15 protein-coding genes are annotated in these 21,191 nt (G+C 70.3%); 5 read left to right on the top strand and 10 right to left on the bottom strand.

Annotated elements, in window-relative coordinates; genetic code table 11:
• Positions 1-53: 53 nt before the first annotated feature.
• Positions 54-725: a response regulator transcription factor gene (locus tag N4G70_RS19755; protein WP_261713986.1), complete on the bottom strand. Its 672-nt coding sequence runs from the start codon at positions 723-725 to the stop codon at positions 54-56.
• Positions 726-826: 101 nt separating this feature from the next.
• Between N4G70_RS19755 and N4G70_RS19760 the strand changes: the two genes are divergently transcribed.
• The gene (locus N4G70_RS19760) at positions 827-4,105 is read left to right on the top strand and encodes a BTAD domain-containing putative transcriptional regulator (protein WP_261713987.1); all 3,279 of its coding nucleotides are present in this window, start codon (positions 827-829) and stop codon (positions 4,103-4,105) included.
• Positions 4,106-4,132: 27 nt separating this feature from the next.
• Here N4G70_RS19760 and N4G70_RS19765 read toward each other — a convergent pair whose 3' ends face one another.
• The 9 genes from N4G70_RS19765 to N4G70_RS19805 form a co-directional block, all read right to left on the bottom strand.
• The gene (locus tag N4G70_RS19765) at positions 4,133-5,623 is read right to left on the bottom strand and encodes an aKG-HExxH-type peptide beta-hydroxylase (RefSeq protein ID WP_261713988.1); all 1,491 of its coding nucleotides are present in this window, start codon (positions 5,621-5,623) and stop codon (positions 4,133-4,135) included.
• Between the two features lie 106 nt (positions 5,624-5,729).
• Complete coding sequence (locus tag N4G70_RS19770) at positions 5,730-5,864, bottom strand: hypothetical protein (RefSeq protein ID WP_261713989.1); 135 nt, start codon at positions 5,862-5,864, stop codon at positions 5,730-5,732.
• A gap of 267 nt (positions 5,865-6,131) precedes the next feature.
• Positions 6,132-7,280 carry an ABC transporter ATP-binding protein gene (locus N4G70_RS19775; RefSeq protein ID WP_261713990.1) on the bottom strand — a complete coding sequence of 383 codons (1,149 nt, stop codon included), beginning with the start codon at positions 7,278-7,280 and terminating at the stop codon, positions 6,132-6,134.
• Positions 7,273-8,331 (bottom strand): ABC transporter ATP-binding protein, encoded by a 1,059-nt coding sequence (locus tag N4G70_RS19780; RefSeq protein ID WP_261713991.1) that lies wholly within the window; start codon positions 8,329-8,331, stop codon positions 7,273-7,275. The genes N4G70_RS19775 and N4G70_RS19780 overlap by 8 nt, the downstream gene beginning before the upstream one ends.
• A gap of 14 nt (positions 8,332-8,345) precedes the next feature.
• Positions 8,346-9,281 carry an ABC transporter permease gene (locus N4G70_RS19785; RefSeq protein ID WP_261713992.1) on the bottom strand — a complete coding sequence of 312 codons (936 nt, stop codon included), beginning with the start codon at positions 9,279-9,281 and terminating at the stop codon, positions 8,346-8,348.
• Entirely contained in the window at positions 9,274-10,200 is a 927-nt protein-coding gene (locus N4G70_RS19790) for an ABC transporter permease (RefSeq protein ID WP_261713993.1), read from the bottom strand. The genes N4G70_RS19785 and N4G70_RS19790 overlap by 8 nt, the downstream gene beginning before the upstream one ends.
• Before the next feature lie 135 nt (positions 10,201-10,335).
• Positions 10,336-11,973, bottom strand: a complete 1,638-nt coding sequence (locus N4G70_RS19795) for an ABC transporter substrate-binding protein (protein WP_261713994.1) — start codon at positions 11,971-11,973, stop codon at positions 10,336-10,338.
• A gap of 501 nt (positions 11,974-12,474) precedes the next feature.
• The gene (gene typA / locus N4G70_RS19800) at positions 12,475-14,385 is read right to left on the bottom strand and encodes a translational GTPase TypA (protein WP_261713995.1); all 1,911 of its coding nucleotides are present in this window, start codon (positions 14,383-14,385) and stop codon (positions 12,475-12,477) included.
• Between the two features lie 290 nt (positions 14,386-14,675).
• Entirely contained in the window at positions 14,676-17,018 is a 2,343-nt protein-coding gene (locus tag N4G70_RS19805; RefSeq protein WP_261713996.1) for an ABC transporter family substrate-binding protein, read from the bottom strand.
• A gap of 319 nt (positions 17,019-17,337) precedes the next feature.
• On the opposite strand from N4G70_RS19805, the gene N4G70_RS19810 reads away from it, so the two are divergent.
• Genes N4G70_RS19810 through N4G70_RS19825 form a run of 4 tightly spaced genes read left to right on the top strand, consistent with a single transcriptional unit; the run spans position 17,338 to position 21,191 of the window.
• Positions 17,338-17,631, top strand: a complete 294-nt coding sequence (locus N4G70_RS19810; protein WP_261713997.1) for a hypothetical protein — start codon at positions 17,338-17,340, stop codon at positions 17,629-17,631.
• Positions 17,632-17,649: 18 nt separating this feature from the next.
• Positions 17,650-18,480, top strand: coding sequence for a hypothetical protein (locus tag N4G70_RS19815; RefSeq protein ID WP_261713998.1), 831 nt, complete (start codon positions 17,650-17,652; stop codon positions 18,478-18,480).
• Positions 18,481-18,495: 15 nt separating this feature from the next.
• Positions 18,496-20,424 (top strand): fumarate reductase/succinate dehydrogenase flavoprotein subunit, encoded by a 1,929-nt coding sequence (locus tag N4G70_RS19820; RefSeq protein ID WP_261713999.1) that lies wholly within the window; start codon positions 18,496-18,498, stop codon positions 20,422-20,424.
• Positions 20,421-21,191: a succinate dehydrogenase/fumarate reductase iron-sulfur subunit gene (locus N4G70_RS19825; RefSeq protein ID WP_261714000.1), complete on the top strand. Its 771-nt coding sequence runs from the start codon at positions 20,421-20,423 to the stop codon at positions 21,189-21,191. The genes N4G70_RS19820 and N4G70_RS19825 overlap by 4 nt, the downstream gene beginning before the upstream one ends.

The following is a 21,191-nucleotide window of genomic DNA, read 5'->3' on the forward strand; positions in this document are numbered from 1 at the left end:
GCACTTTTACGGGGGCTGGATGGGGGCCCTTCGCCGACCCGCCATCCGGACCCTCACCCCACCCGTTCGACGCCCGCCGTACGGGCCACCACGATCGCCTCGCCCCGGCTGGTCGCGCCGAGCTTGGTGATGACGGCGGAGACGTAGTTGCGCACGGTCTTGTCGGACAGGGCCAGCGCGCGGGCGATGTGCCGGTTGTCGAAGCCGTTGGCCACCAGGTCGAGGACGTCGTGCTCCCGGGCGGTCAGCGAGCGGAAGACCACATTGCGCCTGACCTCGACCAGATGCCCCAGCAGGGCGGAGAACCTGCCGCCGACCCCGGGGCCGAGCACCACCCCGCCGCGGTGCACCAGGTCGAGGCCGTCCATCAGAAGCGCCGGGTTCATGTCCTTGAGCAGATAGCCCTTGGCGCCGGCCAGCAGCGCGGACGCCACCAGTTCGTCGCGGCCCTCCCCCGAGGAGGCCGTCGCCACGACCTTGAGGTCGCGGTGGTCGCGGAGCAGCGTCCGGATGGTGGCGAGGCCGGAACGGTCGGGGAGGTCGAGGTCGAGCAGCACGATGTCCGGCGCGGTCGCCGCCACCACCTCACGACAGGCCGCGGAGTCCCCCACCTCACCCACCAGTTGGGCGTGGCCGGCGGCGAGCACCGTGCGCATGCCCACCCTCAGCAGCGGGTTGGCCTCGACCAGAACCACCCGAATAAGTCCGTCATTCACCTTTGTCACGATCTATTCCCCCTGTCCTGCGGCTTTCGATGACTTAGGATCGTCGAGACCGGCTATCGCGCGGCTAGCGCGGGAGGGCGGCCGGGGGTGTGGGGGGTCCGGTGGAGTTCCTGGTCTTGGGCCCGGAGGAAGTGCTGAGCGGGGGCCTGCCGCTGCCGATCTCCGCGGCGAAGCAGCGTGCGCTGCTGTCGATGCTCGCGCTGCGTTCCGCGACCGTGGTGTCCACCGACGATCTGATCGACGGCCTGTGGGGTACCCGGCCGCCGAAGACGGCCCGCACCACCGTGCACAACTACGTCCGCCGGCTGCGCGGGATCCTGCGGCCCGAGGCGCCGGCACTCGCCGGAGCCGAGCTGCTGCGCACCGCCCCCGGTGGCTACATCCTTGACGCCCCACCCCAGGACGTCGATGTGCGGCGGTTCGAGGAGCGCGTACGCCAGGCCACCGCGGCCCGCTCGGCCGACGACCTTCCCGGCGCCTCGGCGCGGCTGCGCGAGGCGGTGGGGCTGTGGCGGGGCCGGGCCTTCGACGGCACCGCCTCTCCGTACCTCGCCGAGATCGAGGCGCCCCGGCTCGAAGAGGCGAGGCTGTTCGCCTTCGAGAGCCTGATGGACGTCGAGCTCCAACTGGGCCGCCACGCCGAGGTGTTGACCGAACTGCGCCAGGAGCTGGACCGCTCGCCGCTGCGCGAGGAGCTGCGCGCCCACTACATGGTCGCCCTGTACCGCTCCGGGCACCGCGCCGAGGCCCTTGAGGTGTACCGGCGCGGGCGGCAGGCGTTCATCGAAGAGCTCGGCCTGGAGCCCAGCCGCCGGCTGCGGGACGTGGAGCACGCCATCCTCGTCGACAGCCCCGAGCTGAAACCACCGGCGGCGCCCGTGACGCTCGCTCCGCCGCGCCCCCAACCGGTGTCCATACCGCGGCAGTTGCCGCCGGACATCCCCTGGTTCACCGGCCGCGAGGACCAGTTGCGCGCACTGGAGGCCTGGGCCCACGACCCGGGTGTCACCGGGCCCATGGTCATCACGGCCATCGACGGCCAGGGCGGCATCGGCAAGACCGCGCTCGCGCTGCACTGGGCCCACTCGGCCCGCGACGCGTTCCCCGACGGCCAGCTCTACACCGACCTCGGCGGATACTCGGCCGGGCGGATCGCGACCCCCCTGGAGGCGCTCGCGCGTTTCCTCTCCGCCCTCGGCATCCCGTGGGAGGACGTGCCGCACGACCTGGAACGGGCGATGGGCCTCTACCGGACGCTGCTCGCGGACCGCAGGATGCTGATCGTCCTGGACAACGCCCGCAACGCCGAGCAGGTGCGCCCGCTGCTGCCCGGCGTGCCGGGCTGTTTCGTCCTGGTGACCAGCCGCGACCGGCTGGCCGGTCTGGTCGTACGGGACGGCGCCCGGCCGCTGCGGGTGGACGCCCTGGCCCCGGCCGAGGCATGGGCCCTGCTCGAACGCCTCGTCGGGGAGCGGCAGGTGGCCGCCGAGCCCGAGGCGACGGCCGAGTTGGCCGAGCTGTGCGGCACCATCCCGCTGGCCCTGCGGGTCGCGGCGGTCAACGCCCTCACCTCCGACAGCGCCACCCCGGTCGCCGACTGTGTGACCCGGCTCGCGGCGGAGGACCGCAGGCTCTCCACGCTCAGCGTGGAGGACGACGAACTCAGCAGCCTCCAGGCGGTGTTCTCGCTCTCCTACGATTCGCTGAGCCCCGACGAGCAGCGGCTGTTCCGCACCCTCGGTCTGCTGCCGGGTCCGATCGCCACGGCCGGCTCGGCGGCGGCGCTGCTCGGCTGGGACGAGCCGAGGGCCCGGCGCACCCTGCGCCGCCTGGTCGCCGCCCATCTGCTGGGCCGGCCGGGCCCCGACGCGTATGTCTTCCACGATCTGCTGCGCATCTACGCCCGCAAGTGCGCCGAGCTGTACGACTGCCCGACCGAGCGCGCGGCGGCCCTGGCCCGGCTCTACGCGCACTATCTGGCCACCGCCGATCTGGCCGCCCGGCTGCTGTACCCGGAGAAGATGCGGGTCGCCGAGGTCGAGCAGCCCGACCCGGCGGCGGCGCCGCTCGCGGACCGGGGCGAGGCGCAGGACTGGCTGGAGCGGGAGCACCGCAATCTGGTCGCCGCCGTGCAACAGGCCAGGGAACGGGGCCACGCCCGGACGGGCTGGCGGCTCTGCGACATCCTGCGGGGCTACTTCTGGCTGTGCCGCACCGGGGCCGACTGGATCTCCGTGGCCCGGGCCGGGGTCGAGGCGGCCCGCGAGTGCGGCGATGTGACCGGGCAGGCGGCCACCCTGATGAGCCTGGGCGACGCCCACCGCAGTCTGGGTCAGTACGACGAAGCGGCCCTGCACTACACGGGGATGCTGCGGACGGCGCGGGGCGCGACATGGCCCGAGGGGACGGCGCAGGCCCTCAACAGCCTGGGCCTGGTGGACATCCTGACCGGACGGCTCAAGGAGGCCGTCGGCCGGTACACCGAGGCCCTGGAGATCCTGCCGGACGACCGGCGCTGGGCGATCCTGCGGGTGAGCATTCTCGGGAACACCGGCATCCTCAACCACGAACTCGGCGCCTTGCGCCAGGCCGAGGCGTACAGCAGCCAGTGCCTGGTGCTCAGCCGAAGCATCGGGCTGCGCGGCAGCGAAGGAGTGAGCATCGGCAACCGGGGCGAGGCCCGGCTGCTGCTCGGCGACCTCGACGGCGCCCTGGACGACCTCACCGACGCGCTCGCCATCCACCGCGAGCTCGGCAACCGGGGCAGCGAGGCCGAGATGCTGCGGGCACTCGGCGAACTCCACCGCGACAAGGGCGAGTTCGAGACGGCGCTGAACCTCACCGGGGCCGCCGAGGTCCTGGCCACCGGGATCGGCGAGAACCGGCTGAAGGCGGCGGTGCTGCACACCCTGGCCTCGATCCGGCTGGCCACCGGCGCGCTCGGCCCGGCCGAGGAGCACTACGGCGCCGCGCTGAAACTCGCCGAACAGGTCGGCGCCCGGCACACCGAGACGATGGCGCTGCTCGGTGTCGCGCAGGTACGGCTGCGGTCGGGCGACCTCGCGGGGGCCGAGGACGCGGCCCGGCGGGCCCACGACCAGGCGCACGCCTGGGGCTACCGGGTCCTGGAGGGCGTGGCCCTCACCGAGCTGGCCCGCGTCCGGCTGGCCTCGGGCCGGCCCGCCTCGGCGGTGCGCCGGGCCGAGCGGGCGCTGGCCGTGCAGTCGGAGTCCGGCCACCGGCTCGGCGCGGTGCACTCCTTGGAGACCCTCGCGCTCGCCCATGTCGCCCTGGGCGAGCGGGAGTTGGGCGGCGCCTACGCGCAGCAGGCGCGGGCCGCCGCGCGGGACATGGGGGCACCCGAGCCGGCCGTGGCCTGAGGGCGTGCGCACGGCCGGCCCGGGCCGCTACGCCCCGACGGTGATCAGGCCGGCCGCGGCGAGACCCTCGACGCTCCGGGCGACCTGCTCCGCGACGGTGTCCGATCCGGCGGGCAGCTTGGCGAGCTCCGCGTAGGCGGCGCGGAGCGAGGCTCCGTCGCGTCCGTCGCACAGCGCGTAGATCGCCCACGAACGGCGGTTGAGCCAGTGGAGTTTGGCCGAGTGGGCGGTCGCCACGACGAGCTGGCCCAACTCGGGCAGGGCACAGGCGTCCACGGGCTCGACCCGGGTCAGCGACCCGGCGGGCACGTCCGCCACCGTCGCGTCCGGCACCGTCGCGGGAGCCACGCTCCCCTCGGGTACGTCGTCGAGCACGAGCCGCAGCGTGTCCAGGAGCCAGCCCAGGAAGCGGCGCCCGTTGTCGGTGAGCGCGCCGGGCGGCAGCGCGAGGGCGCACCCGGCGAGATAGCGGGCCCGCTCGGCGCTGGTGCGGTACGTCCCCTCCAGGGCGGCCGGGGTGCCGGGGCTCGGCTCGTCGACGTCCTCCGCCGTGGGCGGGGCCCCGAAGCGCTCGCGCAGGGTGTCGTCGGCGGCGGCCGACGCGGCCTGGAACACCAGCATGTGGACGTAGAAGTGGAGGGCGACGAAGACCCGCACGACCCGCCAGGAGTCGATGCGCCACGGGATGGGCACCCTGCGGTCCGGGTCCTCCACCACCGAACCCGACCGCAGCGCGTCGAACAGCTTGAGGTGGGCGCCCTCGTGCAGCAGGGTCTCCGCGGCGAGCCAGGGGGTGGCGCAGCGTTCGGGGGCCATCAGGACGGCGGAGGGCAGCGGGTCGCCGCCGGACAGCGACTGGAGCGGGCCCTCCGCGCTCTCGCCGCGGGTGAAGCCGACCAGGGCGACATGGCGCAGCACGCTCGCGCCGGTGTGCGGCATGAGCGCCACCAGCAGGTCGGCGCCGGACCGCAGCCCTTCACGGGTCGGGGCGTCGGGGTCGATCGGGTTGGCGTCCTCGCGCCCCTCGAAGGCGTTGCGGTAGAGCTCCAACAACCGCTTCCCCAGGGCCTCTTCGGACTCGCCGCGGGGGCGCAGGCCGGTGAGGATCCAGGCCGGGCCGTACGCGTCCCAGGCGCGTCGCATCGGGTGGGTGAGCGCCTCGCAGGTCCCTCCGCCCGAAGCGGGGTCGACCGGGTGGCGGGTGAAGTGCGCACCCAGCGCGCTGTGTTCGAGGACGTCGTTCTCCAGCCGGGCCATGTCGTCCTCGAAGCAGTTGCGCAGCACCGGGTCGAAGAGCAGCGGGCGCAGCCGCTCGTCGTCCAGCGCGGCCACCGCGCGCAGCGCCGGGGCCGACGCCTCGTCACGGCGCGCCAGCATGGTCAGACCGAGCCGGTAGCGGGCGACGTTGCGCAGCTCGATGGCGGTGGAGTCGCCGAACTGGCGGTGTGCGGACAGCAGGGTGTCGGCCCGGTCCACGGCCCGGTGCGACATCGGGTTCTCGACAACGGTTCCGGACAAGGGAATGACCGTCCTTCTGGTGCGTAGCGGCGGGAGCCGCCCCGCCGCGGGCGCGGGCCCACGGCGGGGCGGCGGGTTGTGACCGGTGCGGTGACGCGAGGTGGCGTCAGCCGGCCAGGGCCGCCGCGTAGGCGGGAACCCAGGCGCGCTCGGCGGCGGAGTCCACGGCCAGCGCCGGGGACTCGTCCTCCATGAGCAGCTCGGAGGTGAACTCGGGCGCTTCGATGAGCTGAACCAGCATGAGTGATTCCCTTCTCGGGCCGGGCGATGAGGACCGGGCCCTGTCTGATCGAACCTGCGTGGTCGGACCGCTGTGTCCGGCAGCGCGGACGCTGACCCGGGCGGCCCGGCGGGGCCGTCCCTGCCCCGCCCGACCATGGTCGGGCGCCCGCTGTCCCACGCTGAAGGGCCCGATGTCCCGGTGGATGTCCCAACGGCCGTACACGCACAAACGGGTGGGCCCGCGGTTCCTCGACGGAACCGCGGGCCCACCCGTTGGGTGCCGGCGTCAGGCCGCGCCGACCACGTCCTTCTCCTCGGCGAAGTGGCACGCCGACTCGTGCGCCACCGGGCTGTCCACGCCCTGGTAGCGCTCCGGGATCGCGAGCAGCGGAACCTCGGTGGAGCAGCGCTCCTCCGCCTTCCAGCAGCGGGTGCGGAAGCGGCAGCCCGACGGCGGGTTGGCGGGCGAGGGGACGTCTCCGCTGAGGATGATCCGCTCGCGGTGCTCGCGCGCGTCCGGGTCGGGGACCGGGACGGCGGAGAGCAGCGCCTGGGTGTAGGGGTGCGTCGGGTGCTCGTAGATCTGCTGGTCGGTGCCGATCTCGGCCATCTTGCCGAGGTACATCACGCCGACCCGGTCGGAGATGTGCCGGACGATCGACAGGTCGTGCGCGATGAACAGGTACGACAGGTTGAACTCGTCCTGGAGCTTCTCCATCAGGTTGATGACCTGGGCCTGGACGGACACGTCCAGGGCGGAGACCGGCTCGTCGCAGATGATGATCTCGGGGTTCAGGGCCAGGCCCCGGGCGATGCCGATGCGCTGGCGCTGACCGCCGGAGAACTGGTGCGGGTAGCGGTTGATGTACTCCGGGTTGAGGCCCACCACGTCCAGGAGCTCCTGGACCTTGCGGCGCCGGTCGCCCTTCGGGGCCACCTCGGGGTGGATGTCGAAGGGCTCCCCGATGATGTCGCCGACCGTCATGCGCGGGTTCAGCGAGGTGTACGGGTCCTGGAACACCATCTGGATGTTGCGGCGGACCGCCTTGAGCGCGCGCCCGGACAGCTTGGTGATGTCCTGGCCCTTGTAGAAGACCTCGCCGGCGGTCGCCCGCTCCAGCGTCATCAGGAGCCGGGCGACGGTGGACTTGCCACAGCCGGACTCGCCGACGATGCCCAGCGTCTCGCCCTGGTACAGGTCGAAGGAGACGCCGTCGACGGCCTTGACCGCGCCGATCTGCTTGCGGAACAGGATGCCGCTGGTCAGCGGGAAGTGCTTGACCAGGTTGCGGACCTGGAGGATCGGCTCACCCCGGTCGACCGGGGCGTCGAGGATGGCCTCGACCTCGGTGGTCGTGGAGGCATCCGTCTTGATGACGTCGGTGACGTTGGGGGTGGCGTCCACGGCCTCGTCCTTCTTGTCGAGCTCAGCCATGGATCGTCTCCTTCCAGAAGTGGCAGGCGCTGCCGCGGCCGACCAGATCGGTCCCGTCCCGCTCGGTCACCGACAGCAGGGCCGGGACCTCCTCGCGACAGATGTCCTGCGCCATCGGGCAGCGCGGGTTGAAGGCGCAACCCGGCGGAATGTTCAGGAGGTTGGGCGGCAACCCCTTGATCGCGTACAGCTCCTGGCCCTTCTGGTCCAGGCGCGGGATCGATTCGAGGAGACCCTTGGTGTACGGGTGCGCGGGGCGCTTGTAGATCTCGTGCACCGGGGCCTGCTCGACGATGCGGCCCGCGTACATGACCGCGATCTTGTCCGCGACGTCGGCGACCACGCCGAGGTCGTGGGTGATCAGGATCAGGCCCATGTTGTACTCGCGCTGGAGCTCCGCGAGCAGGTCCATGACCTGGGCCTGGACGGTCACGTCGAGCGCGGTGGTCGGCTCGTCCGCGATGATCAGGTCCGGCTCCAGGGCCAGCGCCATGGCGATCATGATGCGCTGGCGCATACCGCCGGAGAACTGGTGGGGGTAGTCGTTGACCCGGGCCTTGGCGGCCGGGATCTTGACCTTGTCCATCAGCTCGACGGCCTTGGCCTTGGAGTCCTTGCGGGACAGGCCCTGGTGCACCTGGAACATCTCGCCGAGCTGGTAGCCGACGTTGAGCACCGGGTTGAGGGCGGAGAGCGCGTCCTGGAAGATCATCGCGATCTTCTGGCCACGGATCTTGCGGCGCTCCTCGTTGGACATCTTGAGCATGTCCTGGCCGTGGAAGAGGATCTCGCCCTGCGGGATCCTCCCCGGCGGCATGTCGAGGATGCCCATGATCGCCTGGGCGGTCACGGACTTGCCGGAGCCGGACTCGCCGAGCACGGCGAGGGTCTCGCCCGCGTTCACCGAGTAGTTGACACCGTTGACCGCCTTGGCCACACCCTCACGGGTGTGGAACTCCACGTGCAGGTCGCGGACTTCGAGCAGCGCACCGGCGCCGTCCCCGGGGGGACGCTGTGCCGGGACGTCGAGGGTCTTGTCGATAGTGGTCACGTCGTACGCCCTCCTCAGCGCAGCTTGGGGTCGAGGGCGTCGCGGACCGCGTCGCCGAGCATGATGAAGGCGAGCACGGTCAGGCTCAGCATCGCCGCCGGGAAGAACAGCGCGTGCGGGGCCGTACGGATCACGTTCTTGGCCGAGGAGATGTCGATGCCCCAGCTGATGGTCGGGTCCTGAAGACCGATACCGAGGTAGCTCAGCGTCGCCTCGGCGCCGATGTAGCCGCCGAGCGCGATCGTGGCGACCACGATCACGGGAGCGACGGCGTTCGGCAGGATGTGCCGGAGCATGATCCGGAAGGTGCCGGCACCGAGCGCACGCGCCGCGGTGACGTAGTCGGCGGCCTTGGCCGTGATCACGGCACCGCGCATCACACGGGTCATCTGGGTCCAGCCGAGCACCGCGAGGGCGAACACCACGGTCCACACGGTGCGGTTGGTGAACGCGTTGAGGATCACCAGCGCGCCGAGCAGCAGCGGGATGCCGAAGAAGATGTCGGTGACGCGGGAGAGCAGCGTGTCGACCCAGCCGCCGAAGTAACCGGCGACCATGCCGGTGACGCCGCCGAGCAGGGTGACCGCGGCGGTCACGCAGATGCCGACGGTGATCGAGGCCCGGGCGCCGTAGAGCGTACGGGCGTAGATGCTGCGGCCCTGGCCGTCGTAGCCGAACCAGTCGGCCTGGAAGACATGGCTCCAGCTCGGCGTGGTCAGGTAGTGGTTGCGCAGGTCGCCGGCGCGCGGGTCCACCGAGGTGAACAGGCTCGGCGCGATGGAGATGGCGATCAGCAGCAGGATGAGCAGGGCCGAGAGGACGAAGACCGGGCGGCGGCGCAGATCGCCCCACGCGTCCGACCAGAGGCTGCGCGGCTTGTCGACCTGGTCTACCGGGGCGTTTACGGCCGCCGATCCGGGGACCGAGGTCTTCTCGATGGTGTCAGGCATACCGGATCCTCGGGTCCAGGACCGCGTAGAGCAGGTCGACGATCAGGCTGGAGAGGAGGTAGACGACGACCAGGACGGTCACGAAACCGACCACCGTCGCACCTTCCTTGCCGTTGATGGCGCGGTAGAGCGCGTTTCCGACACCCTGCACGTTGAAGATGCCCTCGGTGACGATCGCGCCGCCCATCAGGGCGCCGAGGTCGGTTCCGAGGAAGGTCACCACCGGGATGAGCGAGTTGCGCAGCAGGTGGCGGGTGATGATCCGGCGCCGGGGCAGACCCTTGGCGACCGCGGTGCGGATGTAGTCCGCGCGCAGGTTCTCGACGATCGAGGTGCGCGAGAGCCGGGCCACGTACGCGAGCGACAGCGAGCCGAGCACGATGGCCGGCAGCATCAACTGGCTGAGGTCCATGGAGTCCTGGACGGTCGGCGTCACCCATCCCAGGCCGTCCGCGAAGATCGCCTGGAACACATAGGCGAGGACGAAGATCGGCACGGAGATCACCAGGAGGGTGATGACCAGGACGAGCTTGTCCATCAGCTTGTTGCGGCGCAGACCGGAGACAACGCCGAGCAGGACGCCGAGCACGACCTCGATGGAGAACGCCATGAGCGCGAGCCGGACGGTGACCGGCAGGGCCTCGCCCATCACGTCGGTGACCTTGCGGCCCGACATGGTCATACCGAAGTCGAAGTGGACCAGGTTGGTGATGTAGTCCCAGTACTGCTTCCACAGCGGCTGGTCCAGGCCCAGTTGGTGCTTGATGGCGGCGAGCTGGGCGGGATCGGCCGCCTTGTCGCCCCACATGGCTCTGACGGGGTCGCCCGGGAGGGCGTACACCATCAGGAAGATGAGCAGGGTCGTCCCGAGGAATACCGGGATCATCTGGAGCAGTCGCCTCGCGACATAACGCCCCATGGTGCCTCCATAGATGGGGTCGGCGCGACGGCGGCCGGACCGCTCCCCCAACGATAGGGGGGAGCGTCCGGCCGCGTCTTCACAGTGCCTGCCCCGCGATTGCGGAGCTTGGGGGTGGGCCGGATGCCGACCTGGTTACTTCTTCTTGACCTCGACCTGCGTGAAGACCGGGTCGCCGAAGGAGTCGAACTTGACGTTCTGGACCTTGTTCGACCAGCCCGAGTTGGTCTTGTAGTACCAGAGCGGGATGGACGGCATGTCCTTGGCGAGCGCACCCTCGGCCTGCTGGTACAGCGCGGTCGTCTGGTCCACGCTGGTCGCCTTGTCGGCGTCCTTCGAGAACTTGTCGAACTCCGGGCTGGAGTACAGCGAGTCGTTCGCCGAGGCGCCCGTGCCGTAGATGTCGCGCAGGAAGTTGGCGTTCAGCGGGTAGTCCTGCTGCCACGCCGACCGCATCATGCTGGTGACCTTGTGACCGTCGATGAGGTCACGGGCGGTCTTGAAGTCGGGCTTCGGGTCGCCGGTGCACTCGACGCCTGCGGCCTGGCGGATGGAGTTGCAGACCGCGTCCACCCACTCCTTGTGAGCGCCGTCGGCGTTGTAGAGGATGGTGACCTTGTTGTTCGGGACGCCACCCCCGTCCTTGATGAGCTGCTTGGCCTTCTCCGGGTTGTACGTGCAGGCCTCGCCACAGGCGCCCTGCTTGTAGCCGGCGACACCCGGGGCGACCCAGCTGTCGGCGGGCTGACGCGAACCCTGGAGCACCGTCTTGGTGATGGTGTCGCGGTCGATCGCCATCGAGAGACCCTGGCGGACCTTGGCCTTCTCGGGGGCCTTCCACGCCGGGTCGTACATGGCGAAGGCGACCGAGGTGATGCCACCCATCGGCTGGTCGACGGCGCGGTTGCCGAGGTCCGCCTTGTACTTCGGGAGGTCGGTCGGGTCGACCTGGTCGAGCACGTCCAGGGTGTCCGAGGTGAGCTCCTTGTAGGCAGCCTCGGCCTGGGTGTAGTTCTTGAAGACGATGCCGCCGTTCTTCGGCTTGTCCTCGCCCTTGTAGCCGGCGTACGCCTTCAGCGTGACGGCCTTGTTGTGCTCCCAGCTGACGAACTGGTACGGGCCGTTGCCGACCGGCGCCTCGCCGAACTTCTTCGGGTCGGTGAAGAACGCCTTCGGCAGCGGCGAGAAGGCCGTGTAACCGAGCTTGTACGGGAAGTACGAGACCGGCGCCGTGAGGTCGATCTGGATCGTCTTGTCGTCGATCGCCTTCAGACCGGACATCTTGTCGGTCGTCGGGTCGCCCTTGCCCTTCTCGGGGTGGACGTCGGTGTAACCGGCGATGTCCGAGAACCAGTTGGAGTTGACCTGGTTGTTCTTGGTGTTGGCCGACCAGTTCCACGAGTCCACGAAGGACGCGGCGGTCACCGGAGTGCCGTCGTGGAAGGTCCAGCCGGTCTTGATGGTGATCTTGTAGTGCTGGGAGTCAGTGGTCTCGATCTTCTCGGCCATCTGGTTCCGCAGCTTGCCCGTCGCCGGGTCGTAGTCCGTCAGCCCGCGGAACAGGTTCTTGACGATGCGGCCGCCACCGACCTCCATCGCGTTCGCCGGCTGCAGCGGGTGCTGCGGTTCGGTGCTCTGGTAGCTGTAGACGCCGTTGGCGTCCACCGCGGCCTTCGCATCGGATCCCTTGCCGTCGCCACCGCCGCAAGCGGTGGCGCCCAGGGCGATGATTGCCGCTCCCGCGACCCACTTGGCGCTCGTAGCACCACGCATGGGTTTCCTCCTCATGAGTCCACTTGTTACTACAAGAGGGGGTACTTCTACGCGCGCTGACACCCCTGACAGCGCTTTGACGTCAAGTACCCCGAGTGTGCTCGTGAGTCGGCACTCCCCACAGTGCGTGACCCATTGACCCGAGCTCAATGGAGCCAACTATTAAGTACGGCCGGGCTGTAAACCACACTTAAAGGGTCTCGTTTTGACAACATCAGTAACGGTCAACGGCCCGAAATCCGGACAAAGTGAGCACAGACAGACACACCCGAAACGGACCGTTAACACATCTTCCGGAGAGCGACGGTCGATATCCGAACAGGGTGCACCGTAAAACAACTTGACCGTAGGGCCCCGCGGCCATGATCCAGAGGCCTCTTTGACAGTCCTTTGTACTTGATCGCCCGCGCGTGTGTACGCCGCCGTTCAAACCTCCGCCGCCCACGCCGAAGGCCCGGCTCCGCTCGCGCGGGGCCGGGCCTTCGGGGCGTACGGGGTACGTCAGTTGCGCTTGGCGCGGGAGGCGGTGCGGCCGCGCTCCTTGGCGTCCAGGACGACCTTGCGGATGCGCACGGCCTCCGGGGTCACCTCGACGCACTCGTCGTCGCGGCAGAACTCCAGGGACTGCTCCAGGGAGAGCTTGCGGGCCGGCACCACGTTCTCGGTGTTGTCGGCGGAAGCGGCACGCATGTTGGTGAGCTTCTTCTCCTTGGTGATGTTCACGTCCATGTCGTCAGCGCGCGAGTTCTCACCGACGATCATGCCCTCGTAGACCTCCGTGCCGGGCTCGGTGAACAGCACACCGCGCTCCTGGAGGTTGATCATGGCGAAGGGGGTGACCGAACCGGCCCGGTCGGCGACGAGCGAACCGTTGTTACGGGTCGTCAGGGTGCCGAACCACGGCTCGTGGCCCTCGTGGATCGAGTGGGCGATACCGGTGCCGCGGGTGTTCGTCAGGAACTCCGTGCGGAAGCCGATGAGGCCGCGGGAGGGCACGACGAACTCCATGCGGACCCAGCCGGAGCCGTGGTTGGACATGTTGTCCATGCGGCCCTTGCGGACGCCCATGAGCTGCGTGACCGCGCCCATGTGCTCCTCGGGGACGTCCACCGTGAGGCGCTCGACGGGCTCGTGCACCTTGCCGTCGACGAGCTTGGTGACGACCTGCGGCTTGCCGATGGTCAGCTCGAAGCCCTCGCGGCGCATCTGCTCGACGAGGATCGCGAGCGCGAGCTCACCACGGCCCTGGACCTCCCAGGCGTCCGGGCGCTCGGTGTCCAGGACACGCAGCGAGACGTTGCCGATGAGCTCGCGGTCGAGGCGGTCCTTGACCTGACGGGCCGTCACCTTGCGGTCCTTGACATGGGACTTGGCGTCGGCGCCCTTGCCGGTACCACCGCCGCGGCCGACCAGCGGCGAGGTGTTGGTACCGATGGTCATGGAGATGGCGGGCTGGTCGACCGTGATCAGCGGCAGCGCGATCGGGTTCTCCGGGTCGGCCAGGGTCTCACCGATCATGATGTCGGGGATACCGGCGACCGCGCAGATGTCACCGGGGCCGGCCATCTCGGCCGGCTTGCGGGTGAGCGCCTCGGTCATCATCAGCTCGGTGATGCGGACGTTGGAGATCGTGCCGTCCCGCTTGATCCACGCGACCGTCTGGCCCTTGCGCAGCTCGCCCTGCTCGACGCGGAGCAGCGCGATGCGGCCGAGGAAGTTGTCGGCGTCGAGGTTGGTGACGTGCGCCTGGAGGGGGGCGGTCTCGTCGTACTCGGGGGCCGGCACGGACGAGAGGATCGTCGAGAAGAACGGCTCCAGGTTGTCGCTGTCGGCCGGCACGGTGCCGTTCTCCGGCTTGGTCAGCGACGCGACGCCGTCACGGGCGCAGGCGTAGACGATCGGGAACTCGATCTGGTCCTCGTCCGCGTCCAGGTCGAGGAAGAGGTCGTACGTCTCGTTGACGACCTCGTCGATCCGGGAGTCGGGGCGGTCCGTCTTGTTGATGCACAGGATGACGGGCAGGCGCTGCTGAAGGGCCTTGCGCAGCACGAAGCGGGTCTGCGGCAGCGGACCCTCCGACGCGTCGACCAGCAGAACCACCGCGTCCACCATCGACAGACCGCGCTCCACCTCGCCGCCGAAGTCGGCGTGGCCCGGGGTGTCGATGATGTTGATGGTGATGACGTCGCCGCCATCCTTGGGGTGGTACTTGACGGCGGTGTTCTTCGCCAGGATCGTGATGCCCTTCTCACGCTCCAGGTCGTTGCTGTCCATCATGCGGTCGTCGAGCGACTCGGCGGCGTGCGCGGCGAAGGCACCGGCCTGCTTGAGCATGGCGTCGACCAGCGTGGTCTTGCCGTGGTCGACGTGGGCGACGATGGCGACGTTACGGATGTCGTGGCGCGTGGGCATACTGACTGGCGCTTCTCTCGATCGTGGGATCAGGCATCTGACGCGGTCGAGTGCTCGTCCGCCCGCCGGGCAGACAGGCCACGGCTGCCTCCCATGGTACGGGGCCGCCGCGCCGATGGCCTCCCGGGCCGATTCCCTCGATCCGGAGCAGGGGTCTTCACAGTGATTGAGCCTGGGTCAGGGGCAGGTACGACCTTGCCCGCCGGCGGGGCCGGCGGGCAAGGGAATTGAGCAGGTTCTGAGCTTGGGGCCGATCCGGGCGGCCGCCTCTGACCTGCTGGTTTACCGTTCTACTTCGTATTGTTCGCCGATCCGTTGTGCGCCGTTTCCGGCTTCTTGAACCCGATGTCCTGGAAGTTCGGGGCGGCGAAGCCGAAGGCTCCGGCGTTGGCCACATTGGGTTTCACGGCGACCAGTTGCGGACGCTGGTAGAGCGGAATCGAGCCGGCCGCGGCCCAGATCCTGGCGTCCGCCTTCTGCACCAGCTCGCGGGCCTCGTCCTCGTCGAGCTCACCGACCGCCTGCTCGAAGAGCTGGTCGATGTGGTCGGTGCCGACCCGGCTGTAGTTCTGCTCGACGAGCAGTGAGCCGTCGGACGCGGGCTCGGGCTTGGCGAAGATCGGCCGGTCGTCGGTGGCCGGGTAGGCGGTGCCGGGCCAGGAGTACAGGGCCAGGTCGAAGTCGCCCGAGGCGATGTGGTCCTTGAAGTAGCTGTCGTCGGCGACCTTGACGATCTCGGTGTTGATGCCGACGCCCTTGAGCATGGCCACGATTTTGTCGCCCACGTTGCGCAGCGCCTCGGAGCCGGGGCCCGAGGGCAGGACGAAGCGCAGGGTGAGCGGCTTGCCGTCCTTGCCGAGCGGGCCGCCCTGCGGCGCGGGGGCCGCGGTGCCCTTGGGGGCGTACGCGCCGGGGGCGCCGCCCTTGAGGCGGGCCTCGGTCTTGGTGTGGTCGGTCTTCCTGGCCTGGTCCGCGGGCTCGGCCTCGAAGACCCGGGCCTGGTCCAGGAGCGCGGCCCGCTGGAAGGCCGCGGTGCGGGCCGGGGCGAGCACATGCGTCCCGGCTCCGGCGCCGGAGCCGGAGCCCGCGCCGGCGGGCTTGTCGTCGCCGACGATGTAGGTGCCCTCGTCGTTGGGGTGGTTGCCGGACGCCCGGGCCTGGCGCTTGCCGTCCTCGACGTCGTGCTCGGAGTCGGCCCTGCTGCCGGCCTTGGCGGCGTCCTGCTGGGGCTTGTGCCGGGCCCCGCCGGGCGTCCACCCGGCGTCGGCGAGCAGCGCCCGGGCCTCCTTCTCGTCGTGGCTGCCCAGCGCGTCGCTGCTGTCCGCGTACGCGTCCTGGCCGGCCAGCGCGAGGTGGCTGCCGGGGGGCTGGGCCGGCAGGCCGAGCGGCTTGAGGACGGCCTCGGCGATCTCCTGGCGGTCCAGGGCGCGGGCCACCGCGCGCCGCACCCGCTCGTCGGACAGCGGCCCGGAGGCGCCGTTGAGGGCGAGCTGGGTGTAGGCGGGCTCCAGGGTCTTGCGGATGGCCAGGCCGCGCAGCCCGGCCTGTTCGGCGGCGTACTTCTCGACGGCGGCCCGGCTCGCCCTGCGGGCCTCCCGCTCGGCCTCGGCCTTGTCGTCCTCGGCGCCGTGGGCGATCGCCCAGGAGCGCAGCGCGGAGGCGGGGGTGATGGCGGCGGCGGGGCCGTGCGTGACGGCCTGGCCCTGGTCGCGTTCGGCGAGCTTGACGCGGTCGGCGTCGGCGCGGTCGATCTCGGCGATGTCGACGCTGCCCCCGGCGAGCGCCTCGGCCCGCTTGTCGCGCGGCACGGCTTGCAGGACGAGGGTGTCGAGCTTGGCGGGCCGGCCCCACCAGCGGGGGTTGCGCTCCAGCGTGATGGTGCCCTTGGCGCGGTCGGTCTCCTTGACCCGGAAGGGGCCCGCGGTCGCCTTGAGGCGGGTACGGGCGCCGTCGTTGAAGGCGTCGGGGGCGGCGGTGACGTCCTTGGGGTAGAGCGGGCTGAACAAGGAGCGCCAGTCGGCGTACCGCTTGGCGAAGGTGACCTTGACCTCCAGGTCGTTGGCGCCCTTCTCGATCTTCTCGATCCGCTCGTATCCGGCGTTGCGGGCGGTCCAGTACGCCGCGTCCTTGCCGCTGAGCGCGCGCCACTGGGCGACGAAGTCGGGGGCGCCGATCTCGCGGCCGTCGCTCCACACCGCCTTCTGGTTGAGCTTGTAGAGGACGACCTGCTTGGGCTCGCGCTGGACGACCTCGGCGGACTCCAGGTAGTCGGCGTTGCGCTGTGGCCGGCCGTGCTCGTCCAGCGTGAACAGCGCGGGCAGCACCGCCTGGGCGACCCGCTGGGTCGTGGCGTCGGCGTCGGCCTGGAAGGTGTTGAGCGTCTCGGGCATCGCGTCGACGGCCCACTTCAGGGTGCCCCCGTCGGCGACGCGCTCCCGGGCCGCGGCCCCGATGTCCTGGGGCGCGGCGCCTGCCTCGGTCCCGCTGTCGGCGGCGCCGCAGCCGGTCAGCACGGGGAGCGTGAGCACTCCGGTGGTCAACAGGGCGATGGAGCGCGACCGGAGCGAGGCCGCGGTCCGGATCGCCGCGACGATCCGGGGCGCCCTCCCGTTCGGGTCACCGACGTGGGACATGGCTTGTACCTCTTCGTCAGATTTATGGGATTTGATGCCATTTCGCGATGATCACACGTATCCCAGTCACTGAAGAGGACGGGCCCGCTCCCCGGGCGGCGACACGGCGCAGCGGGCCCCGAACCCCACCCGTGCGGCGGAACGCGCCTTTCGGCCACGGTTCGGCGGCCACCGCGCGCCGAGTGCGGCCGATAAAGGGCGTGCCGGGATTCCGCAACCCCACAACCCCGTGCACGCACCTTCACAACCGCGCATGTGAGGCGCGACACTCTCAGGCGCATGAGCATTGCCACCCGCTCCGGCGAAAGGCAGTCACGTCATGTCCCTGCACGACGAGTTGACGGCGGCACAGCGCTGCCTGGACGACCTCGTACGAACCGTCGGACGCCTGGAGCAGCAGGTCGGGCACGGCCTGGACATCCGGCGGGTACGGACCGACGCCGACCATCTGCGCGAGAGCCTCGCCCTGCTCCGAGAGGCCGCGCCGGCGGGCGCGACGGCCCGGCCCGACCTGGTCACCATCCCCGACGCCCCGTACGACGCCTCGCTCTGGACCGACTCCGACGACGAAGGGCTCGGGAGCACCCGGTCCCGCGGCCGGCGCACCCCCTGACCTCCATGGGAGCCACTCTTGGCCACAGGCACGGAACCCTCTCCCCCGGCGGAGCGGCGCACCGGCGTCCATGACGCCTCGCGCGCCGCGATCGCACCCCGCCATCTGCGCACCGACCGCTGGTGGCTGGCGCCGGCCGTGACCGCCGCGGGGCTCTTCGCCTTCGTCGTCTACTCGACCTGGCGGGCGTTCGCGAACGCGGACTACTACCGCGCGCCCTATGTCTCGCCGTTCTACTCGCCGTGCCTGGCCGACAACTGCGCACCCATGCGGCACGGCCCGAACGCGGACGTCTTCGGAAGCTGGTGGGGCCTGTCCCCCGCCCTCCTCATCCTGCTCTTCCCGCTCGGCTTCCGGCTGACCTGCTACTACTACCGCAAGGCGTACTACCGGGGCTTCTGGGCCTCGCCGCCCGCCTGCGCCGTGGCCGAGCCGCACAAGACGTACTCGGGCGAGACCCGCTTCCCGCTCGTCCTCCAGAACCTCCACCGGTACTTCTTCTACTTCGCGGTCCTGGTCGCGGCAGTCCTCACCTACGACACGGCGCTCTCCTTCCGCGACGAGCACTACCGGTGGGGCCACATGGGGCTCGGCAGCCTGGTGTTCCTGGTCAACATCGCGCTCATCTGGACGTACACCCTGTCCTGCCACTCCTGCCGGCACATCGTCGGCGGCCGGCTGCGGCACTTCTCCAAGCACCCGGTGCGCTACCGGCTCTGGGGCTATGTCGGGAAGCTGAATGAACGTCACATGCTGCTGGCCTGGGCGTCGTTGATCAGCGTGGCGCTCGCCGACTTCTATGTGTATCTGCTCGCCACGGGGGCGTTCGACGATCCGAGGTTCTTCTGAATGAAGGCAGCCTGAATGACTCAGCTGGAACGGCAGCAGTGGGACGTCGTCGTGGTCGGCGCGGGTGGCGCCGGTCTGCGGGCCGCGATCGAGGCACGGGAGCGCGGGGCCCGCACGGCGGTGATCTGCAAGTCCCTCTTCGGCAAGGCGCACACCGTCATGGCCGAGGGCGGCATCGCGGCCTCCATGGGCAACGTCAACTCCGGTGACAACTGGCAGGTCCACTTCCGCGACACGATGCGCGGCGGAAAGTTCCTCAACCAGTGGCGGATGGCGGAGCTGCACGCACGCGAAGCACCCGAGCGCGTATGGGAGTTGGAGACCTGGGGCGCCCTGTTCGACCGCACCGCCGACGGCCGGATCTCCCAGCGCAACTTCGGCGGCCACGAGTACCCGCGCCTCGCGCACGTCGGCGACCGCACCGGACTCGAACTCATCCGCACCCTTCAGCAGAAGATCGTGGGCCTCCAGCAGGAGGACAAGCGGGAGTTCGGCGACTACGAGGCACGCCTGAAGGTCTTTCAGGAGTGCACGGTCACACGGGTGTTGAAGGAGGGGGATCGCGTCTCGGGCGCCTTCTGCTACCAGCGCGAGAGCGGCCGGTTCTTCGTTCTGGAGGCGCCGTCGGTGGTCCTGGCGACCGGTGGGATCGGCAAGTCCTTCAAGGTGACCTCCAACTCCTGGGAGTACACCGGCGACGGGCACGCGCTGGCGCTGCTCGCCGGGGCGCCGCTGCTGAACATGGAGTTCGTGCAGTTCCATCCCACCGGCATGGTCTGGCCGCCGTCCGTGAAGGGCATCCTGGTCACCGAGTCGGTGCGCGGCGACGGCGGGGTGCTGCGGAACTCCGAGGGCAGACGGTTCATGTTCGACTACGTGCCGGACGTCTTCAAGGAGAAGTACGCGGAGTCCGAGGAGGAGGGCGACCGCTGGTACGAGGACCCCGACCACAACCGCCGCCCGCCCGAGCTGCTCCCCCGCGACGAGGTGGCGCGCGCCATCAACGCCGAGGTGAAGGCGGGCCGGGGCACCCCGCACGGCGGGGTCTTCCTCGACGTCTCCACGCGGATGCCCGCCGAGGTGATCCGGCGTCGGCTGCCGTCGATGTACCACCAGTTCAAGGAGCTGGCGGACGTGGACATCACGGCCGAGTCCATGGAGGTCGGGCCGACCTGCCACTACGTCATGGGCGGCATCGCGGTCGACTCCGACACCGCCGCGGCCCGCGGGGTGCCGGGCCTGTTCGCGGCCGGCGAGGTCGCGGGCGGCATGCACGGCTCCAACCGGCTCGGCGGCAACTCGCTCTCCGACCTGCTGGTGTTCGGCCGGCGGGCCGGGCTGCACGCCGCCGAGTACGCGGCCTCGCTCGCCGCGCGCCCCGCGGTGGACGAGATCCAGATCGACACGGCGGCCGCGGAGGCTTTGCGCCCGTTCAGCGCCGAGGCCCCCGAGGACGGCTCGCCCGTCGAGAACCCGTACACCCTCCACCAGGAGCTCCAGCAGGCCATGAACGATCTGGTCGGCATCATCCGCCGGGAGGGCGAGATGCGCCAGGCGCTGGGCAAGCTGGCGGAGCTGCGCGCGCGGGCCCGGCGGGCCGGGGTGGAGGGGCACCGCCAGTTCAACCCGGGCTGGCACCTCGCGCTCGACCTGCGCAACATGCTTCTGGTGAGCGAGTGCGTGGCGCGGGCCGCCCTGGAGCGCACCGAGAGCCGCGGCGGCCACACCCGCGAGGACTGGCCGGGGATGGACCGCGCCTGGCGCCGGGTGAACCTGCTGTGCCATCTCGCCGACCCCACCGAGGGGTTGGCGCCCCCCGAGTCGGAGCGCGGCCAGATCCGGCTCGCCCGCGAGGAGACCGAGCCCGTCCGCGCCGATCTGCTCTCCCTCTTCGAGAAGGAGGAGCTGGTCAAGTACCTCGCCGAAGAGGAGCTGAAGAGTTGAGTACGTACGATGCGAGCTTCCGGGTCTGGCGGGGCGACACCGGCGGCGGTGAGCTCACCGACTTCACGGTCGCGGTGAACGACGGCGAGGTGGTCCTCGACATCATCCATCGCCTCCAGGCCACCCAGGCTCCCGATCTGGCGGTGCGCTGGAACTGCAAGGCGGGCAAGTGCGGTTCGTGCAGCGCGGAGGTCAACGGGCGGCCCCGCCTGTTGTGCATGACGCGGATGTCGGTGTTCGACCCGGCGGACGTCATCACCGTGACTCCCCTGCGGGCCTTCCCCGTTGTACGCGACCTGGTGACGGACGTGTCCTTCAACTACGCGAAGGCGCGCGAGGTCCCGGCGTTCGTGCCGCCCAAGGGGGTGGCCCCCGGCGAGTACCGGATGGCACAGATCGACGTGGAGCGCTCGCAGGAGTTCCGCAAGTGCATCGAGTGCTTCCTCTGCCAGGACACCTGCCATGTGGTGCGCGACCACGAGGAGAACAAGGCGGCGTTCGCGGGTCCGCGCTTCCTGATGCGGGTGGCCGAACTGGACATGCACCCGCTGGACGCGGCGTCCGAGGAGGGCCTGGACCGCAAGCGCGCCGCGCAGGACGAACACGGGCTCGGCTACTGCAACATCACCAAATGCTGTACGGAGGTGTGCCCCGAACACATCGGGATCACCGACAATGCGCTGATCCCGCTGAAGGAGCGGGCGGCGGACCGCAAGTACGACCCCCTGGTGTGGCTGGGAAGCCGGATCCGGCGCCGGGATTCCTGA

Origin of the sequence: Streptomyces sp. ASQP_92 (genome assembly GCF_025399895.1) — a bacterium.
Classification (GTDB): domain Bacteria; phylum Actinomycetota; class Actinomycetes; order Streptomycetales; family Streptomycetaceae; genus Streptomyces.